Consider the following 23,934-nt stretch of genomic DNA (forward strand, 5'->3'; position numbering starts at 1 on the left):
GCAAGGTAGAAAGAATTGGACGGAGCAAGGAAGGGCTGCATCATGTAAGGCGGCTCAGGACAGGACGAAACTTGCGCTGAACGAGGCTGGGAGGGGTACAGTTTGCGTCAACAAATAAAGCGGTGGTTGGCTTTGCCTTTGGTGATGTTCCTGATTGGACTTAGCGCTTGCTCGGGCGGCAGCGGAGGGAACTCCGCCGATGCCAATTCCGCCGATTCGCCCGGCAAGGCCGTTTCGGCGCAATCCCGGCAGCCGCAGGCGCAAGGCGGCGGTGGCAGCGGAGTGCCGGTGCCGGATTGGTCGAAGGACGCCGTCATGTACGAGGTCAATGTGCGGCAATATACGAAGGAGGGCACGTTTGCGGCGTTCGCGGAGCATCTGCCCCGGTTGAAGGAGCTTGGCGTCGATATTCTATGGTTCATGCCGATCTATCCCATCTCGAAGACGAACCGCAACGGGGGACTTGGCTCCTACTATGCGGTTGATGATTACAAGGCGGTGAACGCGGAATTCGGCGCGTCGGAGGATTTCAAGGCGCTGGTGGATGAGGCGCATGAGATGGGCTTCAAGGTAATGCTCGATTGGGTCGCCAATCATACGGGCTGGGATAATGCGTGGACGGCAAATGCCGGCTGGTACACCACGGACGAAGCGGGCAGCATCGTGATGCCGCCCGGAACCGATTGGGCGGATGTCGCGGATCTCAATTACGAGAATCAGGATATGCAGGCGGCGATGATCGACGCCATGACCTACTGGGTGAAGGAGTTCGACATCGACGGTTATCGCGCAGACTATGCGAGCGGCGTGCCGAAGGCGTTCTGGGAGGAGGCGCGTGTCGAGCTTGAGCAGGTGAAGCCGGTCTATATGCTGGCGGAGGATGATCAGCAGATTGGCTTGCTTCAGCATGCGTTCAACAGCAATTATGGCTGGTCGCTCTATAATATGATGAATCGCATCGCGAAGGGGCATGGCAACGCGCTGCAGGTGAAGAGCTATGGCGAGCGCCTGGTGAAGAGCTACCCGGCAGGCACGTACCCGCTCAACTTCACGTCCAATCATGACGAGAATTCATGGACGGGCACGGTGCACGAGCGATTGGGCGAGGGCGTGAAGACGATGGCTGCGCTGAGCTTCCTCATGCCGGGCATGCCGCTGATCTATTCCGGTCAGGAAGCGGGGCTTGACAAGCGGCTGCTGTTCTTCGACAAGGATGAGATCAACTGGAGCGATCTCTCGATGCAGAGCTTCTATAAGCGCTTAATCGCTTTGAAGCATGACAATCCGGCATTGTGGAACGGCTCCGCCGGCGGCGACTTCCACTCCCTTGAGACGGGTGATGATCGCTTGCTCGCCTTCGAGCGCACGAAGGACGGCAACACGGTGATTGCGGTGCTCAATCTGTCGGGGGACAGCGTGACGAGCGAGGTCGCGATCGGCGAGGAGCTGGCGGGGGAGTATCACAGGTATGCGGACGGCGGAGCTCCCGGTGGAGCGGCTGGCAGCGATGGAGCCGTTGGCGGGGCGGGTAAGGAAATCGTGGGCTCCACACCGGATGAGTCGCTTGTTACGGTGGAAGGCGCACAATCTCTTGAGCTGGCTCCCTGGGAGTTTGAATGGTACACGATACAGAAGTAGAGCCTGACCTGGCAATTGATCTGGAGCGGCAGCATGGATGTTCATGCTGCCGCTGTTTGCGTTGCATGTTGCAGTCTAAACGAAATAGATGGAGACAATTTGTTCGCAAGTTGATGAAGAGTTAGCCGCATTCTTGATGTACATTGAGTAGGCGGTCCCATAGGCTTGACCGGCCGCAAGCTGAAATCAGGAAGGTGGCTAATCAATGAAAAAATCGGGATGGATGATAGCGCTATGTCTACTGCTGCTTTGTCTTACCGCATGCAGTGGAAGCAATGGGAATGACGGCAATCACAAGGAGACAAACGGGCAAATGGAGAACGCGTCTGCTGCGGATGCAGATCAGGACAGCGAGTCTTTGGGAGAAGAGTCGTCAATGGGGCAGCATAATACTAGTAAAAATGCGGAAAAAGCAACAATTGAATTGCCGACCGGGCCGGTCAAGCTTGTAATCGCCTCCTTTGAGCCCAGCGAACAGTTGAAGCTGGCGGTAGAAAAATACGAGCAGGCTCATCCGAATGTTACCATTGAGCTGCAAGCCGCTCAGACGGAATTCAAGGATCTCGATTCGCAGATTGCGAATATAGAGAAATATGTATCGACGACGAATACGGCGCTGCTGTCCGGCAAAGGCCCGGATCTGATGGAGCTGGATCTGCTGCCGAAGGAGAAATATGTAGGACGGAGCCTGCTGGCCGATCTGAACGACTTTATGGATCGGGATGCGGATTTCGATCAGTCGGACTATTTCGTTAATATATGGGAAAACTCGGAGCAGTCGGGCGGTTTGTATTTCATGCCGCTATCGTTCTATCCAGCTCAGCTAATCGGTGACGAAGCGGCGATTGAGCAAGCTGGCGGAGGCGTGAATGATGCAGACTGGACGTGGGAGGAGTTTGCCGATACGGCTACGCGGTTGATTCAGAACGGTACATATGATCATGCTCTCGCCAGCGCGCCCGAATACATGCTGTCGGAGCGTGTAGGCGAACGCTACGCACAGTTCGTGAATGAAGGGAGTCGCCAGGCCGACTTCGATTCGCCTGCATTCGTTGCCTTAATGGAGCAGGTGAAGAAGCTGTTCGACGACGGCGTTATTCTCGATTTTACCAGGAGCAGCTCCGGAAGCAAAGGAGGATCGCGAGTCAGCGCTGCTAAAAGCAATGCCTATTTCCAGAGTGCGCAGGTGCCGTCTCCCATGGAATTTCTGTTAATGATGGACGGCTATGAGGGTCATGCCAAGGTGTATACGATACCGCATGCGAAGGATATGAGTCCCGGCGGCTACTTTGCGGCGAATGAGAGAATGGGCATCAATGCTGCTTCATCCGTCAAGGAACAGGCCTGGGATTTCGTGAAATTCCTGCTGTCCGAGCAAGGCGCGGCAGACCCCGATATTTCGCTGGGTAATACCGGGTTTCCAATCAGCAAGGTGGCTTATCAGAAGGAGATCCAGAAGCTGCGCGACGACGGTGAAGTGCCTGCGTTCAAGAACGGCCCCGCCGAAGCCGACGCCTTCAAGGTGGACGAGGAGAAGCTGGACCTGCTCGATGCCATTGTCACATCGGCGGTGCATAGTATCGATCAGCCTTCTGAAATCAGCGATTTGATTACGGAAGAGAGCAAAGCTTTCTTCGCCGGACAGAAATCGGCAGAGGCTGTCGCAAAGCTGATTCAGAACAAGGTAACAACCTATCTTAATGAATAAGAGGTGGCTGCGGCGGCTGCGCTTCGGCGACGGAGCCGCCGCTTTGCTGTTTCTGGCGCCGGGCGTTGCCGGATTTTTTCTCTTCTACTTGCTTCCGTTCGCAATGGGAGTTGGCTATTCGTTTACAGACCGGACGATTGGCGGGAGTTTCATCGGGCTGGACAACTACAAGACGCTGATAGCGAGCGATTCGTTCCACAAGGCTGCCGCTAATACCCTCCTGTTCACGGGCATAAGCGTGCCGGTGCTCATGGCGTTGTCGCTTGGACTCGCCTTGCTGCTTAACAGGCCGTTGTTTTTGCGCAGAGGGCTGCAGACGGCCTTCGTGCTGCCGCTCGTCGTTCCAGTGGCTTCCGTTGTGATGATCTGGCAGATCTTCCTCGATTGGAACGGCACTTTGAACGCCTGGCTGCATGATTTGGGCTTCGGGCGAATCGATTGGCTGCAATCCGATTGGTCGATGATTACGCTTGTTGCGATGTTCGTATGGAAAAATATCGGCTACGATATGATCCTCTTTCTTGCCGGTCTGTTGACCATTCCTCCATCCTACTACGAGACGGCGCGAATCGAAGGGGCAGGCAGGCTGCGGCAATTTGCGCACATCACGCTGGTGTATCTGACACCGACCATGGTTTTTGTCATGCTCATCTCCATTATTAATTCGTTCAAAGTATTCAGGGAAACGTATTTGCTCGCTGGAGAATATCCCTACGATCGCATTTACATGATGCAGCATTACATGAACAATATGTTCTTCTCATTGGATATTCAGAAGCTGACCGCTGCGGCGACGCTTATGGCGGGATGCATCGCATTGTTCGTCTGTCTGCTGCTCGAGGCTGACAGAAGGTTTCGATCATGGATGGAATAACAGGCAGAGAGAAGGCGGGGGTGGCAGTGAAAAGATCAGGTTTCGCGATCAGACTTGCGTTAAGCGGGATGCTTGTCCTATTCGCCTTGGTCATGCTTGTGCCAATCGTACTAACCTTCACCAATTCGTTAATGACTGAAGGGGAGATCGAAGCCAATTACGGCGTGCTTGGACAAATGCTTGATGTTACGACAGGCGGCAGGGATCAGTTCGTCAATCTGAAGCTGCTTCCCGATTGGCTGTCGCTGGGGCAATATGGAGAGGTGCTGCTCTTCAACTCGACGTTTCTGCGCATGTTCTGGAATTCCGCGTTCATGGTGGCGCCGATTATTGCGGGTCAGACCGTTATCGCGGCGTTATCCGCCTACGCCTTCGCCAGATTGTCTTTTCGGGGGAGGGACAGGCTGTTTCTCCTGTATCTCATCTCCATGCTGATGCCGTTTCAGGTCACGTTGGTGCCGAACTATATCATGAGCGACAAGCTGGGTCTGCTGAATACGGAGGGGGCTGTTATTTTGCCGGGCATTTTCAGCGCTTTCGGCGTGTTCATGCTGCGACAGTTCCTGCTTCCTATTCCGGGGGCTTACACGGAAGCGGCAAAAATCGACGGAGCGGGCCATTTCGTCATTTTCACACGTCTCATGCTGCCGCTTGTAATGCCGGGTCTGGCATCTTTGACCGTGTTGCTGTTCGTGGATTATTGGAATATGGTCGAGCAGCCGCTTATCTTCTTGCGGGATGCCGTTAAGCAGCCGTTGTCCCTGTACTTGGCTCATATTAATCAATCCGAGCGCGGAGTAGGCTTCGCAGCTTCGGTGCTGTATATGACGCCGATGATTCTGCTTTATTTGTATGCCGAATCCTATTTCGTGCAAGGAGTTCAGCAGTCGGGAGTCAAGGGATAGAGGGGATGCATTCATAGTCCCGCGTTTTAGAGCGATCAGGGGAGGGAGAATAAAGTGGAAAATGCGGCAATAGAGACGAATCTATCCTTGCGCAAGCGCCGTATTCGGCTGTTTGCGGGACTGTTCTTCGGGCTGCTCGCCGCGTTGACGCTGCTCGGCAATACGCTCGTCGCGCTTACCCTGCCCAAAGTCGCCGTACAGGCGGCCGAGTTCGGTTCCTTGCAGGTTTCGTACAACAGTACGACGCTTGTCCAATCGGCAGAGGAGCTTAGTCTTCGTAATCCAGCCGGATGGAAGGTCAAGCAAGTACTAGCCAAGGAGGGTGACCGGGTTAGCAAAGGTGGAGTGCTCGTTACTTATGCCGATGACAGCGCGCGTTTGCAAATCGAGGTGCAGCAGGCGGCGCTGCAAAAGCTGCAAGTGCAGCTGGAGTTATTGCAGAAGCAGTATATTCTGAATGTGCATAACGGAGATGAATCCGCGGCAGCCGAAACCCGAGCCGCTATAGAAAGCGCGAACAGTGACATCTCTCTCCAGCAAGCGCAGATTCAAGGCATGCAGAAGGCTTTGCAGGAAAACGGACGGCTGGTCGCTCCGGTCGATGGCATCGTCAAGGAAGTGCATGCGCTCGAAGGCGCGGCCGGGGTGTCGGACGGACCGGATATACTGCTTGTCAACAGCGAACGCGGGTACCGAATCGAGCTGAAGCCTCCAGCTGCGCTGGCATCGTCGCTGCGGATAGGAGACAAGCTTGAGGTGAGCGTGGAACGCGCGGATGGCGAGGATAATGTGAAAGTGGAAGGCGAGGTTGCGAATATCGAACGTGAATCCTTCGGGTCCGAATCCAGCGGCGGAGAAGAAGCTGTGTCGGCGGCTGAATATCGGGTTATCGTCAAGCTGTTCGATGATGCAATTCGCGAAGGGGAAGCGGTCAGCGTGCATATGGAGCTGACAATCTTGGATGAGGATACGATGTTAGTGCCGAGCTCTGCCGTTCGCGTGGACAACTCCGGCTACTATGTTCTCGTTATCGAGGAGCGTAAGGGGCCGCTCGGAAATACGAAGCACGCCTCTCGCAGAGCGATTGCTGTCAAAGGGTCCAGTAATGGCATGTCCGCCGTCACAGGAAGCCTCTTCGAAGGCGATTCCGTCATTGTGGAGAGCGAAGAGCCTCTGTCGACAGGCGAGAGAGTGCGAAGCTAGCGACGGGAAGCCTACTCCGACATGTAGATTATTTGAAACATTCTTCCAAGCTCTCTCGTCTATCAATCAACGAAAGCGTTGAATCAGGGGAAGGGGGAATTGCGTTGAATACGAAAATAATATCACTCATCATCACCGGTCTGATTGCGGCGTTGCTGCTGCCTGCATGTGGATCGAATTCGGAAGAAGCAATGAATTTGCAGGAGCGGAGCCATGCGGCCGAGAGTCTCGACTCTCGCATTGTGCAGGCGGAGAATGCTTTCGGCTTGCAGCTTCATCGACAGTTGACCGAGCTTGGAGACGGCGGCAACGTTATATTGTCGCCATATAGCATTTCGACGGCGCTGGCCATGACTTGGAATGGAAGCGCGGGAGCAACCGCAAGCGAAATGGCCGATGTGCTCGGTTGGAATGGAATGGACGTGGAACAGATCAACGAGGGTAACAAGCAGCTTGCGAAGCTGCTATCCGGTTCGGCTGACGGCATCGAGCTCCAAACTGCGAATTCGCTCTGGTATCGCGAAGGAATTGCGATGAAGAAGTCATTCCTGGAAATGAGTCAAAACGTATATAGAGCGAAGGTAACTGAATTGGATTTAAGCGGGGACGACGCCCTGGACAGAATCAACAACTGGGTTAGGGAACAAACTCAGCACAAAATCGACAGCATCATCGACAATCCGATTGATCCCAGCACTGTTGCTATATTGGTAAATGCCGTTTATTTCAATGGGACGTGGAAGCTTAAGTTCTCGGAGGATGCTACGAAAGAGGAAGATTTCACGCTTGAGGACGGCAGTGTAGAGAAAGTACCGATGATGAAGCAAAACGGACAATTTCCTTATCTGGAGGGCGACACCTGGCAAGCTGTTCGGCTGCCATACGGAGACGGCAGGCTTGATATGCTCGTGGTGCTGCCAAAGCCGGAATCTTCGCTCGACGAGCTGCAGACAGAGCTTTGGGCGGATCCGTCACCTTGGCAGCAAGCCTTCCCGAAAGCTCTGGTCGAGCTTGGTCTTCCGCGCTTTAAGGTTAAAAATACGATGCTGCTTAACGATGCGCTGGAGCAGCTCGGGATGAAGAAGGCCTTTGATCGCGAAGCTGCCGATTTCTCCGGAATGGCTGATGTTCGCCCGCTGTTTATTGGCGCTGTGAAGCATAAGACATATATTGACGTGAACGAGGAAGGCACGGAAGCGGCGGCGGTTACAAGTGTCGAAATGGTCGGTACATCTGCTCCGGCAACCTCGGCGACGATGGTGGTCAATCGTCCGTTCTTCTTCGCGATCGAGGACGCGCAGACGCATGCGTGGCTGTTCCTCGGATCGGTGACGAATCCGCTGGAAGAGTAGACGGCAAAATGTTCTCAGCTATGTCTCATTAGCAGGAATTTTGTAGAAGTTTCCCGCTTTACATGCGAACGTTTGTTTGCTAATATGAATATGCGAGTCATTGATGTCTTCATTGATGAGACGTGGTACAATGATACTATTCTACTAACGGGGGTCATTCCAGTGTCCGAACAGCTTAATCGTATTGAGTCATTATTAGTAGGCTTCATCGACCAGACGAATCAGAAATTCGACATCATTGATCATCGTTTGAATGCAATGGACCAGCGCTTCGAGCGCATTGAAGATCGTTTAGATGGAATTGATACGCGGCTAGATGGAATGGATCGCCGTTTTGATGCGATTGATACGCGACTAGATGGAATGGATCGCCGTTTTGATGCGATTGATACGCGACTAGATGGAATGGATCGCCGTTTTGATGCGATTGATACACGGCTAGATGGAATGGATGGTCGCTTCGATCAAATTCAAACACAGCTGGACCGAATCGAACAATCGCAGAACGATGATCTGATTGTTATGTTACGACTAACAAATTCTAAAATCGATGAAGTGAAGGATCTTGCTGAACATACATTCAAGGAACAAGCTCTTATGAAGTTCGAGTTGGACAAGTTGAAGCCCATATACCATAATCAGGCGAATCATATGCTGTTGAAAGAGACAGAATAGCGAACTGAAGCAATTCTTTATACAATAGAAGCCCTCGCGCTGGATTAAGCGCCGGGGCTTTTTTGCGTTTATAGGAAAACTCTCATATTCATCTCTATCTCTTTTCCCAATGCAAAGTAATTTGTCATTGCTGGTACAGGCATTATGAACTATAATAGCTAGGTAAATTATAGTAGTTTAGGTGAAATGCGGGGGGATCCTTCTGGCTATCATAGATGTTATTAAGTTTGACGGAATCGCGAATCGCAACTGGCTGGTTTACCGTTACCCGGGCGAAAGCTTTGTAATCGGTACCCAATTAATTGTAGGGGAGGGTCAAATCGCGGTATTTGTAAAGGGAGGCAAGGCTCTTGACTATTTCTCCGCGGGAACCCATACGCTTCATGCGAATAATATTCCGCTGCTGCAATCCGTGATCAATTTGCCGTTCGGTAGGCGCACGCCTTTTACGGCTGAAGTTATTTTCATCAATAAGACGGTGAAATTGGATATTCTGTGGGGAACCTCCGATCCCATCAGTTTAATAGATCCGAAATACAACGTCCTGCTGCGTGTAAGGGCGTTCGGCCAATTCGGAATCAGGATTTCCGATTTCCGAGTATTCCTGACAGAATTAATTGGCGCCCTGGGCGAACGCAATATCGTGAAGTACGATACCGTTATCCAATATTTCAAAGGCATAACCGTTACCAAGGTGAAGACGATTATTGCCAATACAATCATTAACAAGAAAATCTCCGCACTTGAAATATCGCCTCAGTTAGAGCTTCTGTCCGAAGCGGCGGAGAAGAGCATTTCGCAGGATTTTGACCGCTTTGGGATCGAGGTCATTAACTTCAATCTTACATCGGTGAATTTCCCGGAAGAGGATTTCGAAACCATCAACAACATTTTGAGCGAAAAGGCCGCTTTCGATATTATTGGCGACAACCGATATAATGTGAAACGTTCCTTTGACGTCATGGAATCGGCAGCCGGCAACGAGAGCGGCAATATTGCGTCTACCGGTATTGGCTTGGGGCTTGGCGCCGGAGCAGGTCTCGCTGTTGGCAATATGTTTGGGGCCAACATGGGAAGGCTGTTCGATAACTCGATGATGAGTCAGATTTGCCGCAAATGCTCGACTCCTAATGATATGGATGATAAGTTCTGCGGCAATTGCGGCGAGAAGCTGATCGTAGAGAAGACGAAGTGTCCTTCCTGTCAAACACAGGTTGAGTGTTCGATGAAGTTTTGTCCGGAATGCGGCCAATCCATGCAAGAGAAGGAGTGTCCGAATTGTCATCATAAGAACGAACCGGGCACAAAGTTTTGCTCCGAGTGCGGCACGAAACAGGGAGGCTGACCATGAGAGAGGATAACGCGACTATTTCGCTTGTATTAAAGGCTGCAGGCTGTTTGATTTTTGATATCGCCGTCATATTGGCCTTTTTTCATTGGTTTTCTTTCTTTGCCATTCTTTCTCCTGTCAAGTCGATTCTGATGCTTATGGTTCTGCTGGTGGGGCTTATCGTGTTCAACGCAGTTATTTTCCCTCCGCGTGGATGGTTTCAGCGCGTAGGGATCGTCTCCATTTCCAGCATGATTACGGTAGCGATTGCCTATGCTGTTCTTTCGAATTTAGTCTCTATTTTGGCGATTTCCAACAGCGTTGTTACCTATATTGTATGGGAATTAATATTGCTGTCCGCATTCATTATGGCGTTAGCCGCCATTCACTGGTTCTCCCAAAGAATAGCTCAGGATTTGCGACTGCAAGAGGTTGAGCAGAATGCAAAGCAATCTTTAAGGGCGCAGATCATGAATATCGAGGCCTCTCTCTTCGGGAAGAAAGGGGATGAAGATTTATCTCAGCTTCGTCAATCGTTCAAACAATTAAAGGATCGCCTGAACGCCTCTACTCCCTTCGGAAGAATAACGGGCAACAGCGCGGTTTTGGATATTGAACAAGCCGTTCACGGGAATCTGGAGTATATCCATCTGCAAAGCAAGCTTGAAATGACGGAAGCCAGCAAGAATGAAATGGGAAGATTAATGAAAGAAACACTGGATTTAATCAAAAATAGAGAATTAATGGCCATCAAATAAACTGGAGATTGGAAGGAGGTTATCCTATGAGTAATCCCAATTGTCCGTCCTGCGGCGCGCCAATTGCTGCTGGAGCTGCTGAATGCAGATATTGCGGCAAGCAATTCGCCGTGGAACAAGAACAGCCGAGTCCACAGCCGCAATCAAACCAGTTCGAACGTCAAGCTTTTAGCGAACTGACGGATCCCGCAGTATTGAAGCCTCAGGCAGCACAGGCACCAATCTACCATAGGCCGAAAAATAAAAATGTAGCCGGCGTGCTCGGCATATTACTCGGCGGCTTGGGCATTCATAAGTTTTATCTGGGCAGGATTGGATGGGGAATCGTTTATCTTATCTTCTGCTGGACTTATATTCCTTCTATTCTTGGTGTGATTGAAGGCATAACTTATTTCGCGTCAAGTGAAGAGAAATTTCATAACAAGTACAGCCGTTAATGGTAAAAGAACCGAAGCGATAATGACTATCAGAGAGAAGTCAACTTCGCTGCCGGTTCTTTTTTCTTTGTCTCCGCGCTGCTACCTCCTCATCGGAAGCCTCACGGTAAAGCTCGTCCCCGAGCGGCCGGGCTCTGACGGCTCCAGCACAATTGCACCCTCATGCAGCTCCACAATTTTCTGGGCGATGGACAGCCCGAGCCCGTTGCCGCCCGCTCTGCTGTTGCGCGATGGATCCCCTTTATAGAAGCGCTCGAAGATCCGCTCGCGGTCCTCCGCCGGTATGCCGCAGCCCGTATCGCTGATGTTGACCACTGCATTCCCTTCCTGCTCGGACAGCCTGATCTGAATCTCGCCGCCCTCGGGCGTAAATTTAATCGCGTTCGTAATGAGATTCGTCCACACCTGATTCAGCATATCCTCATCCGCATGCACGGTCGTCTCCGTCGAGTACAGCTCCACCAGCAAGCCTTTACCAAGCCATGCCGGCTCATTCGCCAGAATGATCTGGCGAAGCTGCTTGTCCAGCCGATACCATGACGGATGGAACGGATGATGCTTCGAGTCGAGCGAAGACAGCTTCAGCAGATTCTCGCTTAGCTTTGACAGCCGCTCGCTTTCCTTCTGAATAATATCCACATAACGCCTTCGCTCCTCATCCGTCACGCTCTCCGAGCGCAGCGCCTCCGCAAAGCCTTGAATCGATGTGAGCGGAGATCCAATCTCATGGGAAACATTCGCAACGAAGTCTTGACGCATGGTCTCGATTCGAGACAAGCTATGCGCCATCTTGTTCATGCTCCCCGCCAGCTCTCCAAGCTCATCGCCGCTTCTTGCCGGCAGGCGAACGCTGAAATTGCCGGAGGCCATGCCGAGAGCGGCTTTATTCATTCTTTTGATCGGATTCACGAGAAATCTAGCCGCAATAACAATGAGAATGGAACCGATGATAAGCAGCGAGATGATGAGGGTAACGACCGTTTCGATAAAATTGCTGTTTTGCGGAAACCGGTCGGGCTGTACGAACAGGGACCATTCTTCATCACCGAGTTTGACCAGCTTGCCGACAGCTGGCGGCTGTCTGAACGCTTCGGTATTGCCCTCTCTCTGAGGGAACATATTCAGATTCGCTGTGCCGCCGGTACGGACATTCGTCAGATTGGCTGCCGTCAGCCGCCGTTGTATGAACCCGGCTCGCTCACCGACAACAATTCGTTCGTTGCTCTCGCTAACAGCCACAATGGACAAATGATGAATGTTCGCGATCTCCTTGAGAAACGATTCCAGCGAGGAGGGCTCCGACACTTCGTTCAATTGCTCAATGCGTTCGAACGCGCTGTCGATTTCGCTTTGCATCGCGCCTCTGGAATGCTCCTTGAACAACTGGTTGGTAAGCAGGAAGGCAAGCGCGATGCTTATGACGACCACAAGCAAGAAGGTGGCTGCAATTCGAAAATAAAGGCTTCGAATCATTTGGCCTGCTCCAGTCGGTAGCCGAGACCTCTAACGGTCGAGATGCGGAAGCCGAAGCGCTCCTCCGGGAATCGATTGCGAAGCCGCTTAATATGTACATCCACCGTTCTCTCGTCTCCCTCGTAATCGACACCCCAAAGCTGGGAGATGAGATCGTCGCGGGAGAAGGTTTTGCTGGGATAGCTGGCAAGCTTGAAGAGCAATTCGAATTCCCTTGGCGGGAGCGAGATCGATTCACCGTCCGCGGCCAAGCAGAAATCGGAATAATTCATCGAGATGCTGCCGATTTCCACGCTTTGAGAGGAGGAGATGCGGTAGCGTCTGAGCAGCGCCTTCACTCTCGCCATCAGCTCGGGCGGATCGAAGGGCTTGACCATATAATCGTCTGCGCCAAGCTCCAGCCCTTTCACTTTATGTACCGTTTCGCCTCTTGCCGTCAGCATCAGCATCGGAAAGTCGTAGCTTTGATCGAGACTGGCGCATAACGCCCAGCCGTCCATGCGGGGCATCATGACATCAATAATGGCCAAATCCGGCCGAATCGACTCCAGCTTCTCCAGCGCGTCGAGACCGTCGGCGGCTTCGACGACTTGATGACCGTCCCTCCGAAGGAACAAGCCGATTAATTCCCGAATATGAGGGTCATCGTCAACGACTACGATTTTGGGCATGGGAGCGTCCTCCTGCACTTTGTATTCACTATTGTAATCATAGTAAGGGAGTAAGCTGAAATCCAGCTGAAAAAAACCTGAAAAGGATCTGAATAAGGCGAAAAGTTTACCATCCAATGTTCATATAGCGTTCATGTGCCCATGCTATATTCCCCATTAAAGTGCGTGTTCAAAAAGGTCGGTCGATCTTTTTGAACAACCCCTTGAATGAGACTTGCGGAAGGTGGAATGGGGCAATGAAAAAATGGATGCTGGGCATTGGCGTCCTGCTAATTCTCGCGGCAGGGGCAGGCGGGTATTATTACTGGAGCGATCAGTCCTCGGCTGCGGAGGGGGACGAAGCTGCATTCCGCACGGTACAGGCAACCCGCGGCAATATCCAGGTTGTCGTCAGCGGAACCGGGAGCGTGGTCGCGGATGCTCAAGATACGGTAACGGCCGGCGTGCAGGGCACGATTGCCGAGCTCAAATTTGCAGTTGGCGATACGGTCAAGAAAGGGCAAGTGCTGGCCATATTTGAGAAGGAGGATCTCAGCAGCGATATTAGCTCGGCGGAGCTGAATTTGCAGAAGCAGCAGCTGCAGATGAATCAATATGAAGAGCAGTACAAGGAAGCGGCGGTCGATGAAGACAAACAAGATGATCTGGCTTCCATCAAAATCAATATGGAGATGCTGAAGCTGGATATGGCCGAGAAGCAGAATGCGCTGGCTGAGCTCGAGCAAGAGCAGGCGGAAGTGCTTCAGGTCGTCGCTACGCAGGATGGGGAAGTCTTGTCCAGCAGCGTAGCAGTCGGAGACGAGGTGCAGAAAAATACCTCAATCGCGACCATCGTAGACTATAGCCAGCTGAGCTTCACGGTGTCGGTTGATGAGCTGGATATTCCGTCCATCTCCGTTGGACAGGAGGTGCAGGTTAACTTGAACGCGCTGCCCGATCAAGTATTCGAGGGCGAGATCGAGAGCATCGCTCAGGAGGGCACGGTATCGAGCGGCGTAGCCGCTTATGATGTGAATATTACGCTGAAAAACCACGAAGGCGTATTATCCGGAATGTCGGGATCGGCGGATGTCATTACAGCTTCCAGCCAAAATGTAACGGTGGTCCCCGCCGATGCGGTCGTTGAACTGATGGGCAGAACGTTCGTGCGGGTGCCAAGCGATTCGGGGAGCAGTGGTGGAGACGGAGCCGACTCGACAGGTTCTTCAGACGAAGGCGGCGGAGCAGGATCCGGCGACTTGCCAGAAGGCGCGAATGGAGCTGGCGGCAGCGCGGGATCGGCGGACGACGGAGCGACTAGCGGAACGAATGGCGCGAATGGAGCGGGAGCCGTAAATGGCGCCAACGCTCCGTCAGGCGGCGGGAACGGGGCCGCGGGAGCAGGCGGAGCTGCCGGCGGCGGATATGGCGCAGCGGGGTCAAGCGGTGCAGCAGGCGGCGGGTATGGAGGCGGCTTCGGCGGCGGCCGCAACCGCACGGGCGGCCAAATGCCGAATGGCGCGCAGTCCGGCGCGCAAGGCGCCGCTCCATCGGGGGCGGTGCAGCAGGCGGCCGACACAGGCTCTGACGCGCAAGGGGGGGAATCCGATTCGCAGCAAGACTCCGGAGCGGAGCAACCTCAAATTGGAAATGGGCAAACGGGAACGGGACAACAAATCCCAAGCGGCGCGCAGCAAGGCGCAGGAACTGGTACAAGCAGCGGTGGCGGGGCAGGCTTCAACAGCGAAGAGATGATGCAGCAAATGGCGGAGCGGCTCGGACTCAGCGCGGTCGGAGGAACCTTGAAGGAGGTAACCGTAGGCATCAGCGATGAGAATTACGTGGAGATTAAATCCGGTCTGTCCATCGGCGATTCGGTGCTTGTGCCGTTGCCGCAAGGCACTGTCGGCACAGCCTCCTCCGAACAGCAACAGACGCAGCAGCTTGGCAACTTTGGAGCGGGAGGTTTCGGCGGAGGCGGCTTCGCGGGTGGAGGCTTCACTGGCGGTGGAGGCTTTACCGGCGGCGGCAGGACTGGCGGCGGAGCGACACAAAGCACAAACCGCACGGGCGGCGGGGGCGGTGCCCGATGAGCAGGGCACAGCATGAACCGCTCATCGACATACAGAATTTGACCAAAACCTATGTGATGGGCCGAGAGAAGGTCGTTATTCTGAACGAGGTATCGCTTCAGGTCATGCAAGGCGAGTTCGTCGCGATTATCGGACCATCCGGGTCGGGGAAATCTACCTTGATGAACCTGATCGGATGCCTCGATACGCCGACAGCCGGCAGCTACAAGCTGGACGGCATTGAGGTGAAGGGCGTAAGGGATAATCGGCTAGCGGAAATCCGCAATCAGAAAATCGGCTTCATCTTCCAATCCTTCCACCTGCTGCCAAAGCTCTCGGCGATGGATAATGTCGAGCTGCCGCTCATCTATCGCGGTATGTCCTCGAGGGAGCGCAGAGAGAGATCGACGCTCGCGTTAACGCAGGTTGGCTTGGCTGAGCGGATGCATCATCGGCCAAGCGAGCTCTCCGGCGGCCAGCAGCAGCGGGTAGCCATTGCAAGAGCGTTGGCTGGTCATCCGCCGATTCTGCTTGCGGATGAGCCGACGGGCGCGCTGGACACGAAGACCGGTCAAGAAGTGCTCGCCATGATTGAGAAGCTGAATGAAGAAGGTCATACGATTGTGCTCATCACCCATGATCGTGAGGTAGCGAAGCGTGCTTCGCGCGTCGTAACGATGAGAGACGGCGTTCTGTATGAAGAGCAAGGAGGTGTCGGCAATGAAGCTCACGCAGGGGCTCAGGATGGCCTTCGCAAGCATCCTGTCGAACAAGCTTAGAACCATCCTGTCCATGCTGGGCATTCTGATTGGCGTCGCTACCGTTATCGCGCTCGTTGCTATGGGAGAGGGTTCCTCCAAGCAGGTCGAGCAGCAGGTATCGGCGCTCGGAACGAATTTGTTGTCGGTCACCATTACAGGCAGAGGTACAGATACCACGCTGTCGCAGGAGGATGCGATGAAGCTCGGCGATATCGCCGGCATTGACGGCGTATCGCCGGTCGTCAGCTCCTCCGCCTCGGTGAAGTTCGAGAAGACGAGCGTGAATGTAACCGTAGACGGCATCACGCCCGAGTATGCGAACGTGAATGATTTTCAGGTGCAGAGCGGCAGATTTATATCCGATATGGATAATTTGAACAAAATAAGAGTCGCGCTAATCGGCGTTACGACCGCCGATGATTTGTTCGGCAGCGACGACCCGGTAGGGAAGGTCATTCTGATCAACGGCCAACGTTATACGATTGTCGGATTAATGGAAGCGAAGGGCAGCTCGCTTGCCGGATCGAATGACGAGAAGGTGTTGATCCCGCTTACGGTCGCGCAACGGCAGTTCAACAGCGCGGGCGTGCGGACGGTCTATGTGAAGACGAGCAGCATGGATGTGATGGACGCGGTCACCGCTTCCATCACCACGACGCTGACTGAGCAATTCCGCGGCGACTCGGACAGCTTCCGCGTCTTCAATCAACAGGACGCAATGGATACGCTCAATTCCGTCAATGAAACGATGAGCACGATGCTGGTCGGCGTCGCGGCAATCTCGCTGGTCGTCGGCGGCATCGGCATTATGAACATTATGCTGGTGTCCGTAACCGAGCGGACGCGCGAAATCGGCATCCGCAAGTCGCTGGGCGCCAAGCGGCGGGATGTGTTGTTTCAGTTTCTAGTAGAATCTATGGCGATCTCCGCGCTGGGAGGCTTGCTTGGCATTCTGCTCGGTTATCTCTCCTCTATTATTATTGGAGAAGTGATGGATACGCCGACGGCTGTCGAAACCAATGTCGTGCTGTATGTGTTCGCTTTCTCTGCGTTTGTTGGCGTATTGTTCGGCCTGTTCCCGGCGTACAAAGCCGCGGGGCTGAAGCCGGTTGACGCGCTTCGACATGATTAATTCCAGCTGGAATTCGCACATTAGAGAATACTCATCCTGATTCTATCCTAGCAAACACGCTCATAGACTGTACTATCTGGACGGCGACGGGGCAAGAGACAATCGTTCAGAGGAAGGTCGACCAACCCGTTATGGCGATGCCGCCGTAACCGAAAGGGGCGTAGAGCGAAAATACGCAGGATAGAGGATTGGATGGCATGGATGGGAATGAAGGCGCTGGGAGGCAAGGGATGGCTGTCCGTCTTCGGCGCAGGCGTGACTCTCGGCGCGCTTCTGTTCGGAATGAAAGCGGTGCTGAGCATCGAGGAAGGCGGCGTTGCGGCGATCTATCAGACGGGAGCCATGGCTGTAGAGTCATCCATAGAGGAACAACCCTTGTATACTCTGTCCCAAAATGGCTCGATTGCTCCTGCTCGGACAAGCTATGATTGGAGCGATAAAGAGACGATCGCGACTGCGAGTCCGTCAGGCGATACAGAACGGATTGAGCCAGGCCTGGAACCGGACAAGGATGCCGGTGAAAGAGAGAAGGCGCATGATGCGGAGTCAAGCGGACAGAATGCCGTGGATTCGGCGGTTGAGCGGGCTGAGGATGACAAAGCGGTCGTGCGGACGGAGTCGGTGAAGGATGCTCTCTCGCAATTGACGGTACGCGTCTATCGGACGAAGCAGAAGAAGGTGGAAAGCGTCCCCCTCGAGGATTACGTGCTGGGCGTGCTCGCGAGCGAGATGCCAATCGATTTTGAATTGGAAGCGTTGAAGGCGCAGGCAATCGCTGCGCGCACCTATATTATGCGTAGATTATACCTGCAAGACACGGCCGGCTCGGACAAACTGAAATACGATGTGACGGACACGGTTCAGAATCAGGTCTATCAATCCAGGACCGAGCTCGAGAAGCTGTGGAGCGGCGAAGAGAAGGAGAGCAATCTAGCGAAGCTGTCCGAGGCGGTAGAGGAGACAAAGGGTCTTATTGTTGCTTATGAGGGCTTGCCTATCGAAGCGGCCTTCTTCTCGACCAGCAACGGCTATACCGAGAATTCCGAGGAATATTGGGATTTGTCGCTTCCCTATTTGCGCAGTGTAGCCAGCCCCTGGGACAAGGAGCTGTCTCCGCGTTACAAGCAGGAAGTGGAGTTATCGAAGTCGGGCTTCTATCATGCGCTGGGTCTTACTGGAAAAGCCGCAGGCTCGAAGCTTTCCATGAAGGTGACGGAGTGGTCCGAGGGCAAGCGAATCAAGACGATCAAGATCAACGGAAAGTCTTTCAGCGGCAGAGAGGTGAGAGAGAAGCTGGGACTAGCATCCTCCGCATTCAGCTGGAAGATAGAGAAGGATCATATTATTCTCACAACGCTGGGCCTTGGCCACGGCGTCGGAATGAGTCAGTGGGGAGCGGACGGAATGGCCCGTGAGGGCGCATCTGCGCAGCAAATTTTGCAACACTATTATACCGGCGCGGAGGTCGAACAAGCTTCGAAGCTTTCGATTATCGCAAACTCTTAAAAAAGGATACCGCCTCACGTATAAACCTAGCAGATCTGGCAACAATGGCTAGTGAGGTGATATCCAATGAATGATCAAAACAAACAAAATCAAAGACCGGATGAAACTCCCAAAACTCGTATGGGAGCATCGTCTGCCGCGGGATCTAGCAGCGGACTGAAGAAGCTTATTGCAAAGCGATGGGTTTCTCCAGCAATCTTCATGGCTGCGGCAGCAATTATCGTAACCTTAATGTGGATCTATCAGGGATCGGATCCGGCGAAGCCAACGGTGGGCCCGGACAACTCTACTGAAGTCACACAAGGTGAAGATCAGCCAGTGAATCAAGAAGGCGAAGGCAACGATCCGGCGGAAATCGCCGCAAGCGGAGAAGGGATGCTGTGGCCGGTAACGAACTTTGCCGCGCTGCAAGTGGAGATTCCGTTCTATGACGCAAAGGGCACTGAGGCGGAGAAGGAAGCAGCGCTTATTCAGGTCGGCAATACAATCTCTCCACACATGGGCGTAGATTTCGTAGAGCCGGACGGCGCGACATTCGACGTGCTGGCAGCACTCTCGGGCAAGGTTACACAAGTGATTCAGCACCCAACAAATGGAAATACGATTGAAATCAGCCATGGCGACGGTCTGACAACGGTGTACGAAAGCTTGACGAATGTGAACGTGGCTGAAGGCGACGATGTCGAGCAAGGCACGATCATCGCCCAGGCGGGACGCAGCGACATGGAGAAGGATATGGGTATCCATCTTCACTTCGAGGCCCGCTTGAACGGCGAGTCGGTCAATCCAAGCGATTACATCGCGAGCAACTGATGGTTTGAAGGATTGAAATGGAATTGAGCCTTATGGAAAGAAACGTCGGAGTCCTTGCACAAGGGCGCCGGCGTTTCTTTTTTTGCGCTTGTAGCTGGAACGGATATTGCATGGCTGTCGATGTATTGTAGGCAGGCGCTGTAGCGCTGATCACCAGCGTTGCAGCTGCGGAAGACGCATCGGCAGGCGCTGTAGCGCTGGTTTTCAGCGTTGCTGCTTTTTTCGGCGGCAATCACGCCGCAAAATTCTGTAGAGAGACTACCGGGGGGTGATGAAAGGGAAGCCAAGCTTCTATATCCAAGCAAGGGAATTTTCCCTTGCTTTTCCGGCATTTTTGAAAAAATTTTCACATTCCGGGCTTGTCACGCTTGGACATAACGAATATATACCCGCGCCACTCATATAATGTACCAAACTATCTCGAGTAGGGAGGCGGGAACGTGCACGATTACATCAAAGAGCGAACCATTAAAATAGGCCGCTGCATCGTGGAAACGAAGCAGACGGTGCGAACGATCGCCAAAGAGTTCGGCGTGTCCAAGAGCACGGTGCACAAGGATTTAACCGAGCGCTTGCCGGAGATTAACCCGGACCTGGCAGACCAGGTCAAGCACATTCTCGAGTACCACAAGTCGATCAGGCATCTGAGAGGGGGAGAGGCGACCAAGATCAAGTACAAGAAGACGAGCACGAAGAAGCGCGAGGTGCTCGCCGCGGGCAAGGCTTAGGACGACAAGAGAGCCGTGAGAGAATGGAGCGAAGCCGCCGCGACGAAGGATGAAGACAGCGTACAACCGGCACAGAGCGGGAGTGAAATGATCATCCTGTCAGCGCTGCGCTCTCCTCATGAAGTCATCGGTTTCTATCGCGGGATGGCATGATCATGCCTGAATGACGGAGTAAATCCGTCTGCCTCCTCGTTCTGAACATTTTTTGCTGAACATAGAGGATTTCTGGGTCTTTTTGGCGAATAATGTTGGTTAGCAAACATTACGAGCGGGAGGACCTAAGCCTTATGCTAAGCAAGGATATCGGAATTGATCTTGGAACGGCCAATGTTTCCATTCACATCAAAGGAAAAGGCGTTGTGCTTGACGAACCTTCTGTTGTGGCTATTGAAAGCGAGACGAAGAAAGTATTAGCCGTCGGCGAGGACGCGCATCGTATGGTGGGCCGCACGCCGGGCAATATTATCGCCATACGGCCGCTTCGCGACGGTGTAATCGCGGATTTTGAAATTACCGAAATTATGTTGAAAGCGTTTATTGACCGGGTGGAGGGGCGCAAATTTTTTAGCCGCCCGCGGATTCTCATCTGTGCGCCTACGAACATCACCTCAGTGGAACAGAAGGCGATTCGCGAGGCTGCCGAGCGCAGCGGAGCGAAGGATGTCTGGTTAGTCGAAGAGCCGAAGGCTGCCGCGATAGGGGCTGGAATGGATATCTTCCAGCCCAGCGGCAACATGGTCGTCGATATCGGCGGAGGCACAACAGACATTGCAGTCCTCTCGATGGGCGATATCGTAACGGCTTCATCGATTAAAGTGGCCGGCGACAAGTTCGACGACGCGATCATGAAGTATATCAAGAATAAGTACAAGCTGCTCATTGGAGAGCGAACCAGCGAGGATATCAAGATCAAGATCGGTTCGGTCTACGATGACGGGCATAGAGAAGAGATCGATATTCGCGGACGCGACATGGTGACGGGATTGCCTCTGACAGTGACGATACGATCGGGAGAAGTCAGGGAAGCGCTGCTCGACCCCGTTATGACGATTGTGACTACGGCAAAATATGTGCTGGAGCAGACGCCGCCGGAGCTGTCGGCGGATATTATCGACCGCGGCGTGATTCTGACGGGCGGAGGAGCGATGCTGGGCGGCTTCGACGCTCTGCTTGCGGACGAGCTTAAGGTGCCGGTGTTGATCGCTGAGGATCCGATGCATTGCGTCGTGAAGGGCACGGGCATCATGCTCGATCTGTGGGACAAGCTCAAAAAGTAGGGCAGCAGCGACTTCAGACCCATCACCCGCAGGTAGGGCGCCTATAGGGGGGGCGCGCCGAGGCGAAAATGAGTCTTAAGCCGCAGCAGGAGCTATTCAAGGGATGTAGCCGAATGTCGATAAAAGATAGATAGCTGGAACTCGCAAACGGCTGAGGAGGCAGACAAATGTTAAGAGGACTGTATACGGCGGCAGCCGGATTAACCGCGCAGCAGCGCCGACATGATACGATTACGAATAATATTACGAACCTGAACACGCCGGGCTACAAACAAACGAATGTCGTGACGCGGTCCTTCCCGGATATGCTGCTCGAGATGACCGGAGTCGAGGGAGCGACCAACACGAAGATCGGCTCATTAACCAGCGGGATTTTCGCCGAAGAGAGCATTGCCATCTACCAACAAGGGGATCTGACACAGACGAATCAGGCTTCTGATTTTGCGCTGGTATCCAATATCGATGTCGACGGACTAGCCTTCGACGGGGCGGGCAGAGCGACGAACGCGGACGGCGAAGTCATCTTCCAGCCGCAAGCCTTCTTCACGGTTGAAAACGCGGACGGAGAGGTTCGCTACACGCGAGGCGGCAAATTCTCGGTAACCGGCGAAGGCATGCTTGTGACCAGCGACGGCTCCCGGGTGCTCGGCACGGACGGTCAGCCGATTCAATTGCCGGCGGGTATGGGCCTTGACAGCCTGAAGCTGACGGAAAACCAGCGTTTCCTGGATACGGACGGGAATGACATCGGGGTTCAGCTCCTGATTTCCCGCATCGATAATCCATACGATCTCGTTCGCGACGGGAACGGCAACTTCCGTCTTGCCAGCGAGGATACAACGGCTCAGCCAATTGCGGCGGGCGACCGCGTCGAGGTCAGACAGGGCTATGAGGAACGCTCGAACGTAGACGCCGCGCAAGCCTCGGTGGATTTGATGTCAGCCATGCGGGCCTATGAAGCGAATCAGAAGGTCATCCAATTCTATGACCAGAGCTTGCAGAAGACGGTTAATGACGTAGGACGCATATAGCGGCGGAATAGCGGCGGAATAGTTAGCAACAATGATTCAGGAAAGAGGGGGAAAGCCCTATGAACGCTTCGATGATTAACGCAATGGTGTCAATGAACGCCCTGCAGCAGAAGCTGGATCTCATCTCGGATAATATAGCGAATTTGAATACGGTAGGCTACAAGAAGAAGGAAGCGACCTTCGAGGATCTGCTTACCAATTTGAAGCAGCAGCCGGAGGCTTTCAATTTGCCCGGAAGACTCACACCCCTTGATTTCAATCAAGGCTGGGGCACTAGACTCGCCATGATTCAGCCGAATTTGACGCAGGGGGCCATGAAGGCGACGGAGCTTAATACAGATCTGGCGATTGAAGGAAATGCCTTGTTCGAGGTTGAGGTGGACGGAGCGGGCAATCGCGCTTATACGCGCAACGGTTCCTTCCAGTTGACGATGGCGGCAAACGGTGATACGATTTTGGCAACGGAGAATGGATACCCGGTCGTCGCGAATCTTGTCGACGAGAACGGCAATATCACGGAAGGGCATATTGTCCTGCCCGAGGGTTATGAGCTGAAAGTGAACAGCGACGGCACCGTGCAAGGCGTTTCCGCAGGCGGAACGATTAATCTCGGCAGCATCAAGCTGCTGCAAGCGACGCGCCCGGCCGCATTGACTCCTGTTGCGGATAATTTGTTCGCGATTGCCGACGGCGTGAATGTGGATGATGTTGTGCAGAATATAACGCCGAGTCTGGATAATCATATAGCATTGCGTCAAGGCTATCTAGAGCAGTCGAACGTTGAATTAACCGACGAGATGACTGAGCTTATTAATGTTCAGCGTGCCTATCAACTTACAGCAAGAGCTTTGTCGTCAAGCGATACGATGATGGGACTTGCGAATACGATGCGTGCGTAGGATAGAATGAAGGTGATACGTATGGCCGATCATCGAGTCGATTCGAATAGAAGCGAGTTCGAGAATCAACCTGCAGAGAAGAGCATGACCGGAGAGAAGAGTAATTCAGGAAGCATCGCTGGACGAATGTCGCGTTCTGAGCGCCATAGCTCCGGCGGAGTTGCATACGCGAAATCCAGCGCAACGGCCGTTCAACCGACGATTCGCAGCGCCATGATCGCAAGCGAAGGCGGCAAGTCGAAGAGTCTGGAGGCCGCTTCGTCCAAGAATGAGGGCGCCGAGAAGCGTGCGAACCAGGGGGCCCGCATCGACAAGGAGAAAGCCAAAGAGCAACGCAAGGCGGATAAGGCCGCTAGCAAGGAAGCGAAAGCCGCCAGCAAATATGAAGAGGACGACGAGGATGAATACAGGCTGCCGACATGGGGCAGAGTTGTTTTCTGGTTGTTCCGCAAGAGCATCGTGCCGGTTATTATGGTAGTGATGCTGCTTGTCGGCATGTATGCGGGTTATATTTATTTAGGCAAGGGAGCGAAGGAAGACGTGTTCCACTGGGAAACGTGGAAGCATATGTATGATTTGGTGTTCGCCGAATCATAATTCCCGGGCAGGCTCGAGCTGCCAATAGCAAGGATTGTACATCACTTCTGCAGACACAGAGGTGATTTTTTATTGCTTTCGAGCTTGTATAAACGGGGTTTGTTTCCATTTTTGA

The 23,934-nt window shown here is 53.4% G+C and carries 24 protein-coding genes; 21 read left to right on the forward strand and 3 right to left on the reverse strand.

The window, feature by feature from the left end:
- Nucleotides 1–102: 102 nt before the first annotated feature.
- The 10 genes from HFP08_RS15180 (at nucleotide 103) to HFP08_RS29740 (ending at nucleotide 10,880) form a co-directional block, all read left to right on the forward strand.
- Nucleotides 103–1,638: an alpha-amylase family glycosyl hydrolase gene (locus HFP08_RS15180; RefSeq protein WP_240941409.1), complete on the forward strand. Its 1,536-nt coding sequence runs from the start codon at nucleotides 103–105 to the stop codon at nucleotides 1,636–1,638.
- A gap of 205 nt (nucleotides 1,639–1,843) precedes the next feature.
- The gene (locus tag HFP08_RS15185; protein ID WP_168121440.1) at nucleotides 1,844–3,346 is read left to right on the forward strand and encodes an ABC transporter substrate-binding protein; all 1,503 of its coding nucleotides are present in this window, start codon (nucleotides 1,844–1,846) and stop codon (nucleotides 3,344–3,346) included.
- Nucleotides 3,339–4,220, forward strand: a complete 882-nt coding sequence (locus HFP08_RS15190; RefSeq protein ID WP_168121441.1) for a carbohydrate ABC transporter permease — start codon at nucleotides 3,339–3,341, stop codon at nucleotides 4,218–4,220. The genes HFP08_RS15185 and HFP08_RS15190 overlap by 8 nt, the downstream gene beginning before the upstream one ends.
- 68 nt (nucleotides 4,221–4,288) lie before the next feature.
- Nucleotides 4,289–5,125 carry a carbohydrate ABC transporter permease gene (locus tag HFP08_RS15195; protein ID WP_240941432.1) on the forward strand — a complete coding sequence of 279 codons (837 nt, stop codon included), beginning with the start codon at nucleotides 4,289–4,291 and terminating at the stop codon, nucleotides 5,123–5,125.
- A gap of 54 nt (nucleotides 5,126–5,179) precedes the next feature.
- Nucleotides 5,180–6,328 carry an efflux RND transporter periplasmic adaptor subunit gene (locus tag HFP08_RS15200; protein ID WP_168121443.1) on the forward strand — a complete coding sequence of 383 codons (1,149 nt, stop codon included), beginning with the start codon at nucleotides 5,180–5,182 and terminating at the stop codon, nucleotides 6,326–6,328.
- A 104-nt stretch (nucleotides 6,329–6,432) separates the two neighbouring features.
- Nucleotides 6,433–7,680 (forward strand): serpin family protein, encoded by a 1,248-nt coding sequence (locus HFP08_RS15205; RefSeq protein WP_168121444.1) that lies wholly within the window; start codon nucleotides 6,433–6,435, stop codon nucleotides 7,678–7,680.
- A gap of 162 nt (nucleotides 7,681–7,842) precedes the next feature.
- Nucleotides 7,843–8,355 (forward strand): hypothetical protein, encoded by a 513-nt coding sequence (locus HFP08_RS15210; RefSeq protein ID WP_168121445.1) that lies wholly within the window; start codon nucleotides 7,843–7,845, stop codon nucleotides 8,353–8,355.
- A gap of 181 nt (nucleotides 8,356–8,536) precedes the next feature.
- Nucleotides 8,537–9,700, forward strand: coding sequence for an SPFH domain-containing protein (locus tag HFP08_RS15215; RefSeq protein ID WP_206109256.1), 1,164 nt, complete (start codon nucleotides 8,537–8,539; stop codon nucleotides 9,698–9,700).
- Nucleotides 9,701–9,702: 2 nt separating this feature from the next.
- Nucleotides 9,703–10,443, forward strand: coding sequence for a 6TM ABC transporter family protein (locus HFP08_RS15220; protein ID WP_168121446.1), 741 nt, complete (start codon nucleotides 9,703–9,705; stop codon nucleotides 10,441–10,443).
- Between the two features lie 26 nt (nucleotides 10,444–10,469).
- Complete coding sequence (locus HFP08_RS29740) at nucleotides 10,470–10,880, forward strand: NINE protein (protein ID WP_168121447.1); 411 nt, start codon at nucleotides 10,470–10,472, stop codon at nucleotides 10,878–10,880.
- A gap of 81 nt (nucleotides 10,881–10,961) precedes the next feature.
- Here the strand turns inward: HFP08_RS29740 and HFP08_RS15230 are convergent, their stop codons facing one another.
- Together HFP08_RS15230 and HFP08_RS15235 are read right to left on the reverse strand one after the other, a co-directional pair.
- Complete coding sequence (locus HFP08_RS15230) at nucleotides 10,962–12,353, reverse strand: sensor histidine kinase (protein WP_168121448.1); 1,392 nt, start codon at nucleotides 12,351–12,353, stop codon at nucleotides 10,962–10,964.
- Nucleotides 12,350–13,024: a response regulator transcription factor gene (locus tag HFP08_RS15235; RefSeq protein ID WP_168121449.1), complete on the reverse strand. Its 675-nt coding sequence runs from the start codon at nucleotides 13,022–13,024 to the stop codon at nucleotides 12,350–12,352. Before HFP08_RS15235 ends, HFP08_RS15230 begins: the two co-directional genes overlap by 4 nt.
- 236 nt (nucleotides 13,025–13,260) lie before the next feature.
- On the opposite strand from HFP08_RS15235, the gene HFP08_RS15240 reads away from it, so the two are divergent.
- The 5 genes from HFP08_RS15240 (at nucleotide 13,261) to HFP08_RS15260 (ending at nucleotide 19,287) form a co-directional block, all read left to right on the forward strand.
- On the forward strand, nucleotides 13,261–15,096 hold the full coding sequence (locus HFP08_RS15240) for an efflux RND transporter periplasmic adaptor subunit (protein ID WP_168121450.1): 1,836 nt from the start codon (nucleotides 13,261–13,263) through the stop codon (nucleotides 15,094–15,096).
- Entirely contained in the window at nucleotides 15,093–15,854 is a 762-nt protein-coding gene (locus HFP08_RS15245; protein ID WP_168121451.1) for an ABC transporter ATP-binding protein, read from the forward strand. The genes HFP08_RS15240 and HFP08_RS15245 overlap by 4 nt, the downstream gene beginning before the upstream one ends.
- Entirely contained in the window at nucleotides 15,796–16,968 is a 1,173-nt protein-coding gene (locus tag HFP08_RS15250; RefSeq protein ID WP_168121452.1) for an ABC transporter permease, read from the forward strand. The genes HFP08_RS15245 and HFP08_RS15250 overlap by 59 nt, the downstream gene beginning before the upstream one ends.
- Nucleotides 16,969–17,160: 192 nt before the next feature.
- Nucleotides 17,161–18,474 carry a stage II sporulation protein D gene (spoIID, locus tag HFP08_RS15255; protein ID WP_240941416.1) on the forward strand — a complete coding sequence of 438 codons (1,314 nt, stop codon included), beginning with the start codon at nucleotides 17,161–17,163 and terminating at the stop codon, nucleotides 18,472–18,474.
- A gap of 66 nt (nucleotides 18,475–18,540) precedes the next feature.
- Nucleotides 18,541–19,287, forward strand: coding sequence for a M23 family metallopeptidase (locus HFP08_RS15260; protein ID WP_168121453.1), 747 nt, complete (start codon nucleotides 18,541–18,543; stop codon nucleotides 19,285–19,287).
- Here HFP08_RS15260 and HFP08_RS15265 read toward each other — a convergent pair.
- Nucleotides 19,269–19,637 carry a hypothetical protein gene (locus tag HFP08_RS15265; RefSeq protein WP_168121454.1) on the reverse strand — a complete coding sequence of 123 codons (369 nt, stop codon included), beginning with the start codon at nucleotides 19,635–19,637 and terminating at the stop codon, nucleotides 19,269–19,271. The two genes, HFP08_RS15260 and HFP08_RS15265, sit on opposite strands and share 19 nt — an antisense overlap.
- Nucleotides 19,638–19,727: 90 nt before the next feature.
- On the opposite strand from HFP08_RS15265, the gene spoIIID reads away from it, so the two are divergent.
- From spoIIID to HFP08_RS15295, 6 genes are all read left to right on the forward strand, one after another.
- Entirely contained in the window at nucleotides 19,728–20,015 is a 288-nt protein-coding gene (gene spoIIID, locus HFP08_RS15270) for a sporulation transcriptional regulator SpoIIID (protein ID WP_168121455.1), read from the forward strand.
- 15 nt (nucleotides 20,016–20,030) lie between these two features.
- Nucleotides 20,031–20,168 (forward strand): hypothetical protein, encoded by a 138-nt coding sequence (locus HFP08_RS15275; RefSeq protein ID WP_168121456.1) that lies wholly within the window; start codon nucleotides 20,031–20,033, stop codon nucleotides 20,166–20,168.
- Between the two features lie 134 nt (nucleotides 20,169–20,302).
- On the forward strand, nucleotides 20,303–21,292 hold the full coding sequence (mreB, locus tag HFP08_RS15280; RefSeq protein ID WP_168121457.1) for a rod shape-determining protein MreB: 990 nt from the start codon (nucleotides 20,303–20,305) through the stop codon (nucleotides 21,290–21,292).
- Between the two features lie 167 nt (nucleotides 21,293–21,459).
- On the forward strand, nucleotides 21,460–22,323 hold the full coding sequence (locus tag HFP08_RS15285) for a flagellar hook-basal body protein (protein WP_168121458.1): 864 nt from the start codon (nucleotides 21,460–21,462) through the stop codon (nucleotides 22,321–22,323).
- A 59-nt stretch (nucleotides 22,324–22,382) separates the two neighbouring features.
- Nucleotides 22,383–23,222 carry a flagellar hook-basal body protein gene (locus HFP08_RS15290; protein WP_168121459.1) on the forward strand — a complete coding sequence of 280 codons (840 nt, stop codon included), beginning with the start codon at nucleotides 22,383–22,385 and terminating at the stop codon, nucleotides 23,220–23,222.
- A 21-nt stretch (nucleotides 23,223–23,243) separates the two neighbouring features.
- Nucleotides 23,244–23,819 carry a DNA-directed RNA polymerase subunit beta gene (locus HFP08_RS15295; protein WP_168121460.1) on the forward strand — a complete coding sequence of 192 codons (576 nt, stop codon included), beginning with the start codon at nucleotides 23,244–23,246 and terminating at the stop codon, nucleotides 23,817–23,819.
- Nucleotides 23,820–23,934 lie beyond the last annotated feature (115 nt).

The organism is Paenibacillus sp. HB172176, assembly GCF_011947265.1.
GTDB lineage: Bacteria > Bacillota > Bacilli > Paenibacillales > Paenibacillaceae > Pristimantibacillus.

Excerpts from the sequence above, each read along its gene's own strand:
- HFP08_RS15185 (WP_168121440.1), top strand. The coding sequence starts at position 1,844 with ATGAAAAAATCGGGATGGATGATAGCGCTATGTCTACTGCTGCTTTGT.
- HFP08_RS15190 (WP_168121441.1), top strand. The coding sequence starts at position 3,339 with ATGAATAAGAGGTGGCTGCGGCGGCTGCGCTTCGGCGACGGAGCCGCC.
- HFP08_RS15195 (WP_240941432.1), top strand. The coding sequence starts at position 4,289 with ATGCTTGTCCTATTCGCCTTGGTCATGCTTGTGCCAATCGTACTAACC.
- HFP08_RS15220 (WP_168121446.1), top strand. The coding sequence starts at position 9,703 with ATGAGAGAGGATAACGCGACTATTTCGCTTGTATTAAAGGCTGCAGGC.
- HFP08_RS29740 (WP_168121447.1), top strand. The coding sequence starts at position 10,470 with ATGAGTAATCCCAATTGTCCGTCCTGCGGCGCGCCAATTGCTGCTGGA.
- HFP08_RS15230 (WP_168121448.1), bottom strand. The coding sequence starts at position 12,353 with ATGATTCGAAGCCTTTATTTTCGAATTGCAGCCACCTTCTTGCTTGTG.
- HFP08_RS15235 (WP_168121449.1), bottom strand. The coding sequence starts at position 13,024 with ATGCCCAAAATCGTAGTCGTTGACGATGACCCTCATATTCGGGAATTA.
- HFP08_RS15240 (WP_168121450.1), top strand. The coding sequence starts at position 13,261 with ATGAAAAAATGGATGCTGGGCATTGGCGTCCTGCTAATTCTCGCGGCA.
- HFP08_RS15245 (WP_168121451.1), top strand. The coding sequence starts at position 15,093 with ATGAGCAGGGCACAGCATGAACCGCTCATCGACATACAGAATTTGACC.
- HFP08_RS15250 (WP_168121452.1), top strand. The coding sequence starts at position 15,796 with ATGAAGCTCACGCAGGGGCTCAGGATGGCCTTCGCAAGCATCCTGTCG.
- spoIID (WP_240941416.1), top strand. The coding sequence starts at position 17,161 with ATGGCATGGATGGGAATGAAGGCGCTGGGAGGCAAGGGATGGCTGTCC.
- HFP08_RS15260 (WP_168121453.1), top strand. The coding sequence starts at position 18,541 with ATGAATGATCAAAACAAACAAAATCAAAGACCGGATGAAACTCCCAAA.
- mreB (WP_168121457.1), top strand. The coding sequence starts at position 20,303 with ATGCTAAGCAAGGATATCGGAATTGATCTTGGAACGGCCAATGTTTCC.
- HFP08_RS15285 (WP_168121458.1), top strand. The coding sequence starts at position 21,460 with ATGTTAAGAGGACTGTATACGGCGGCAGCCGGATTAACCGCGCAGCAG.
- HFP08_RS15290 (WP_168121459.1), top strand. The coding sequence starts at position 22,383 with ATGAACGCTTCGATGATTAACGCAATGGTGTCAATGAACGCCCTGCAG.
- HFP08_RS15295 (WP_168121460.1), top strand. The coding sequence starts at position 23,244 with ATGGCCGATCATCGAGTCGATTCGAATAGAAGCGAGTTCGAGAATCAA.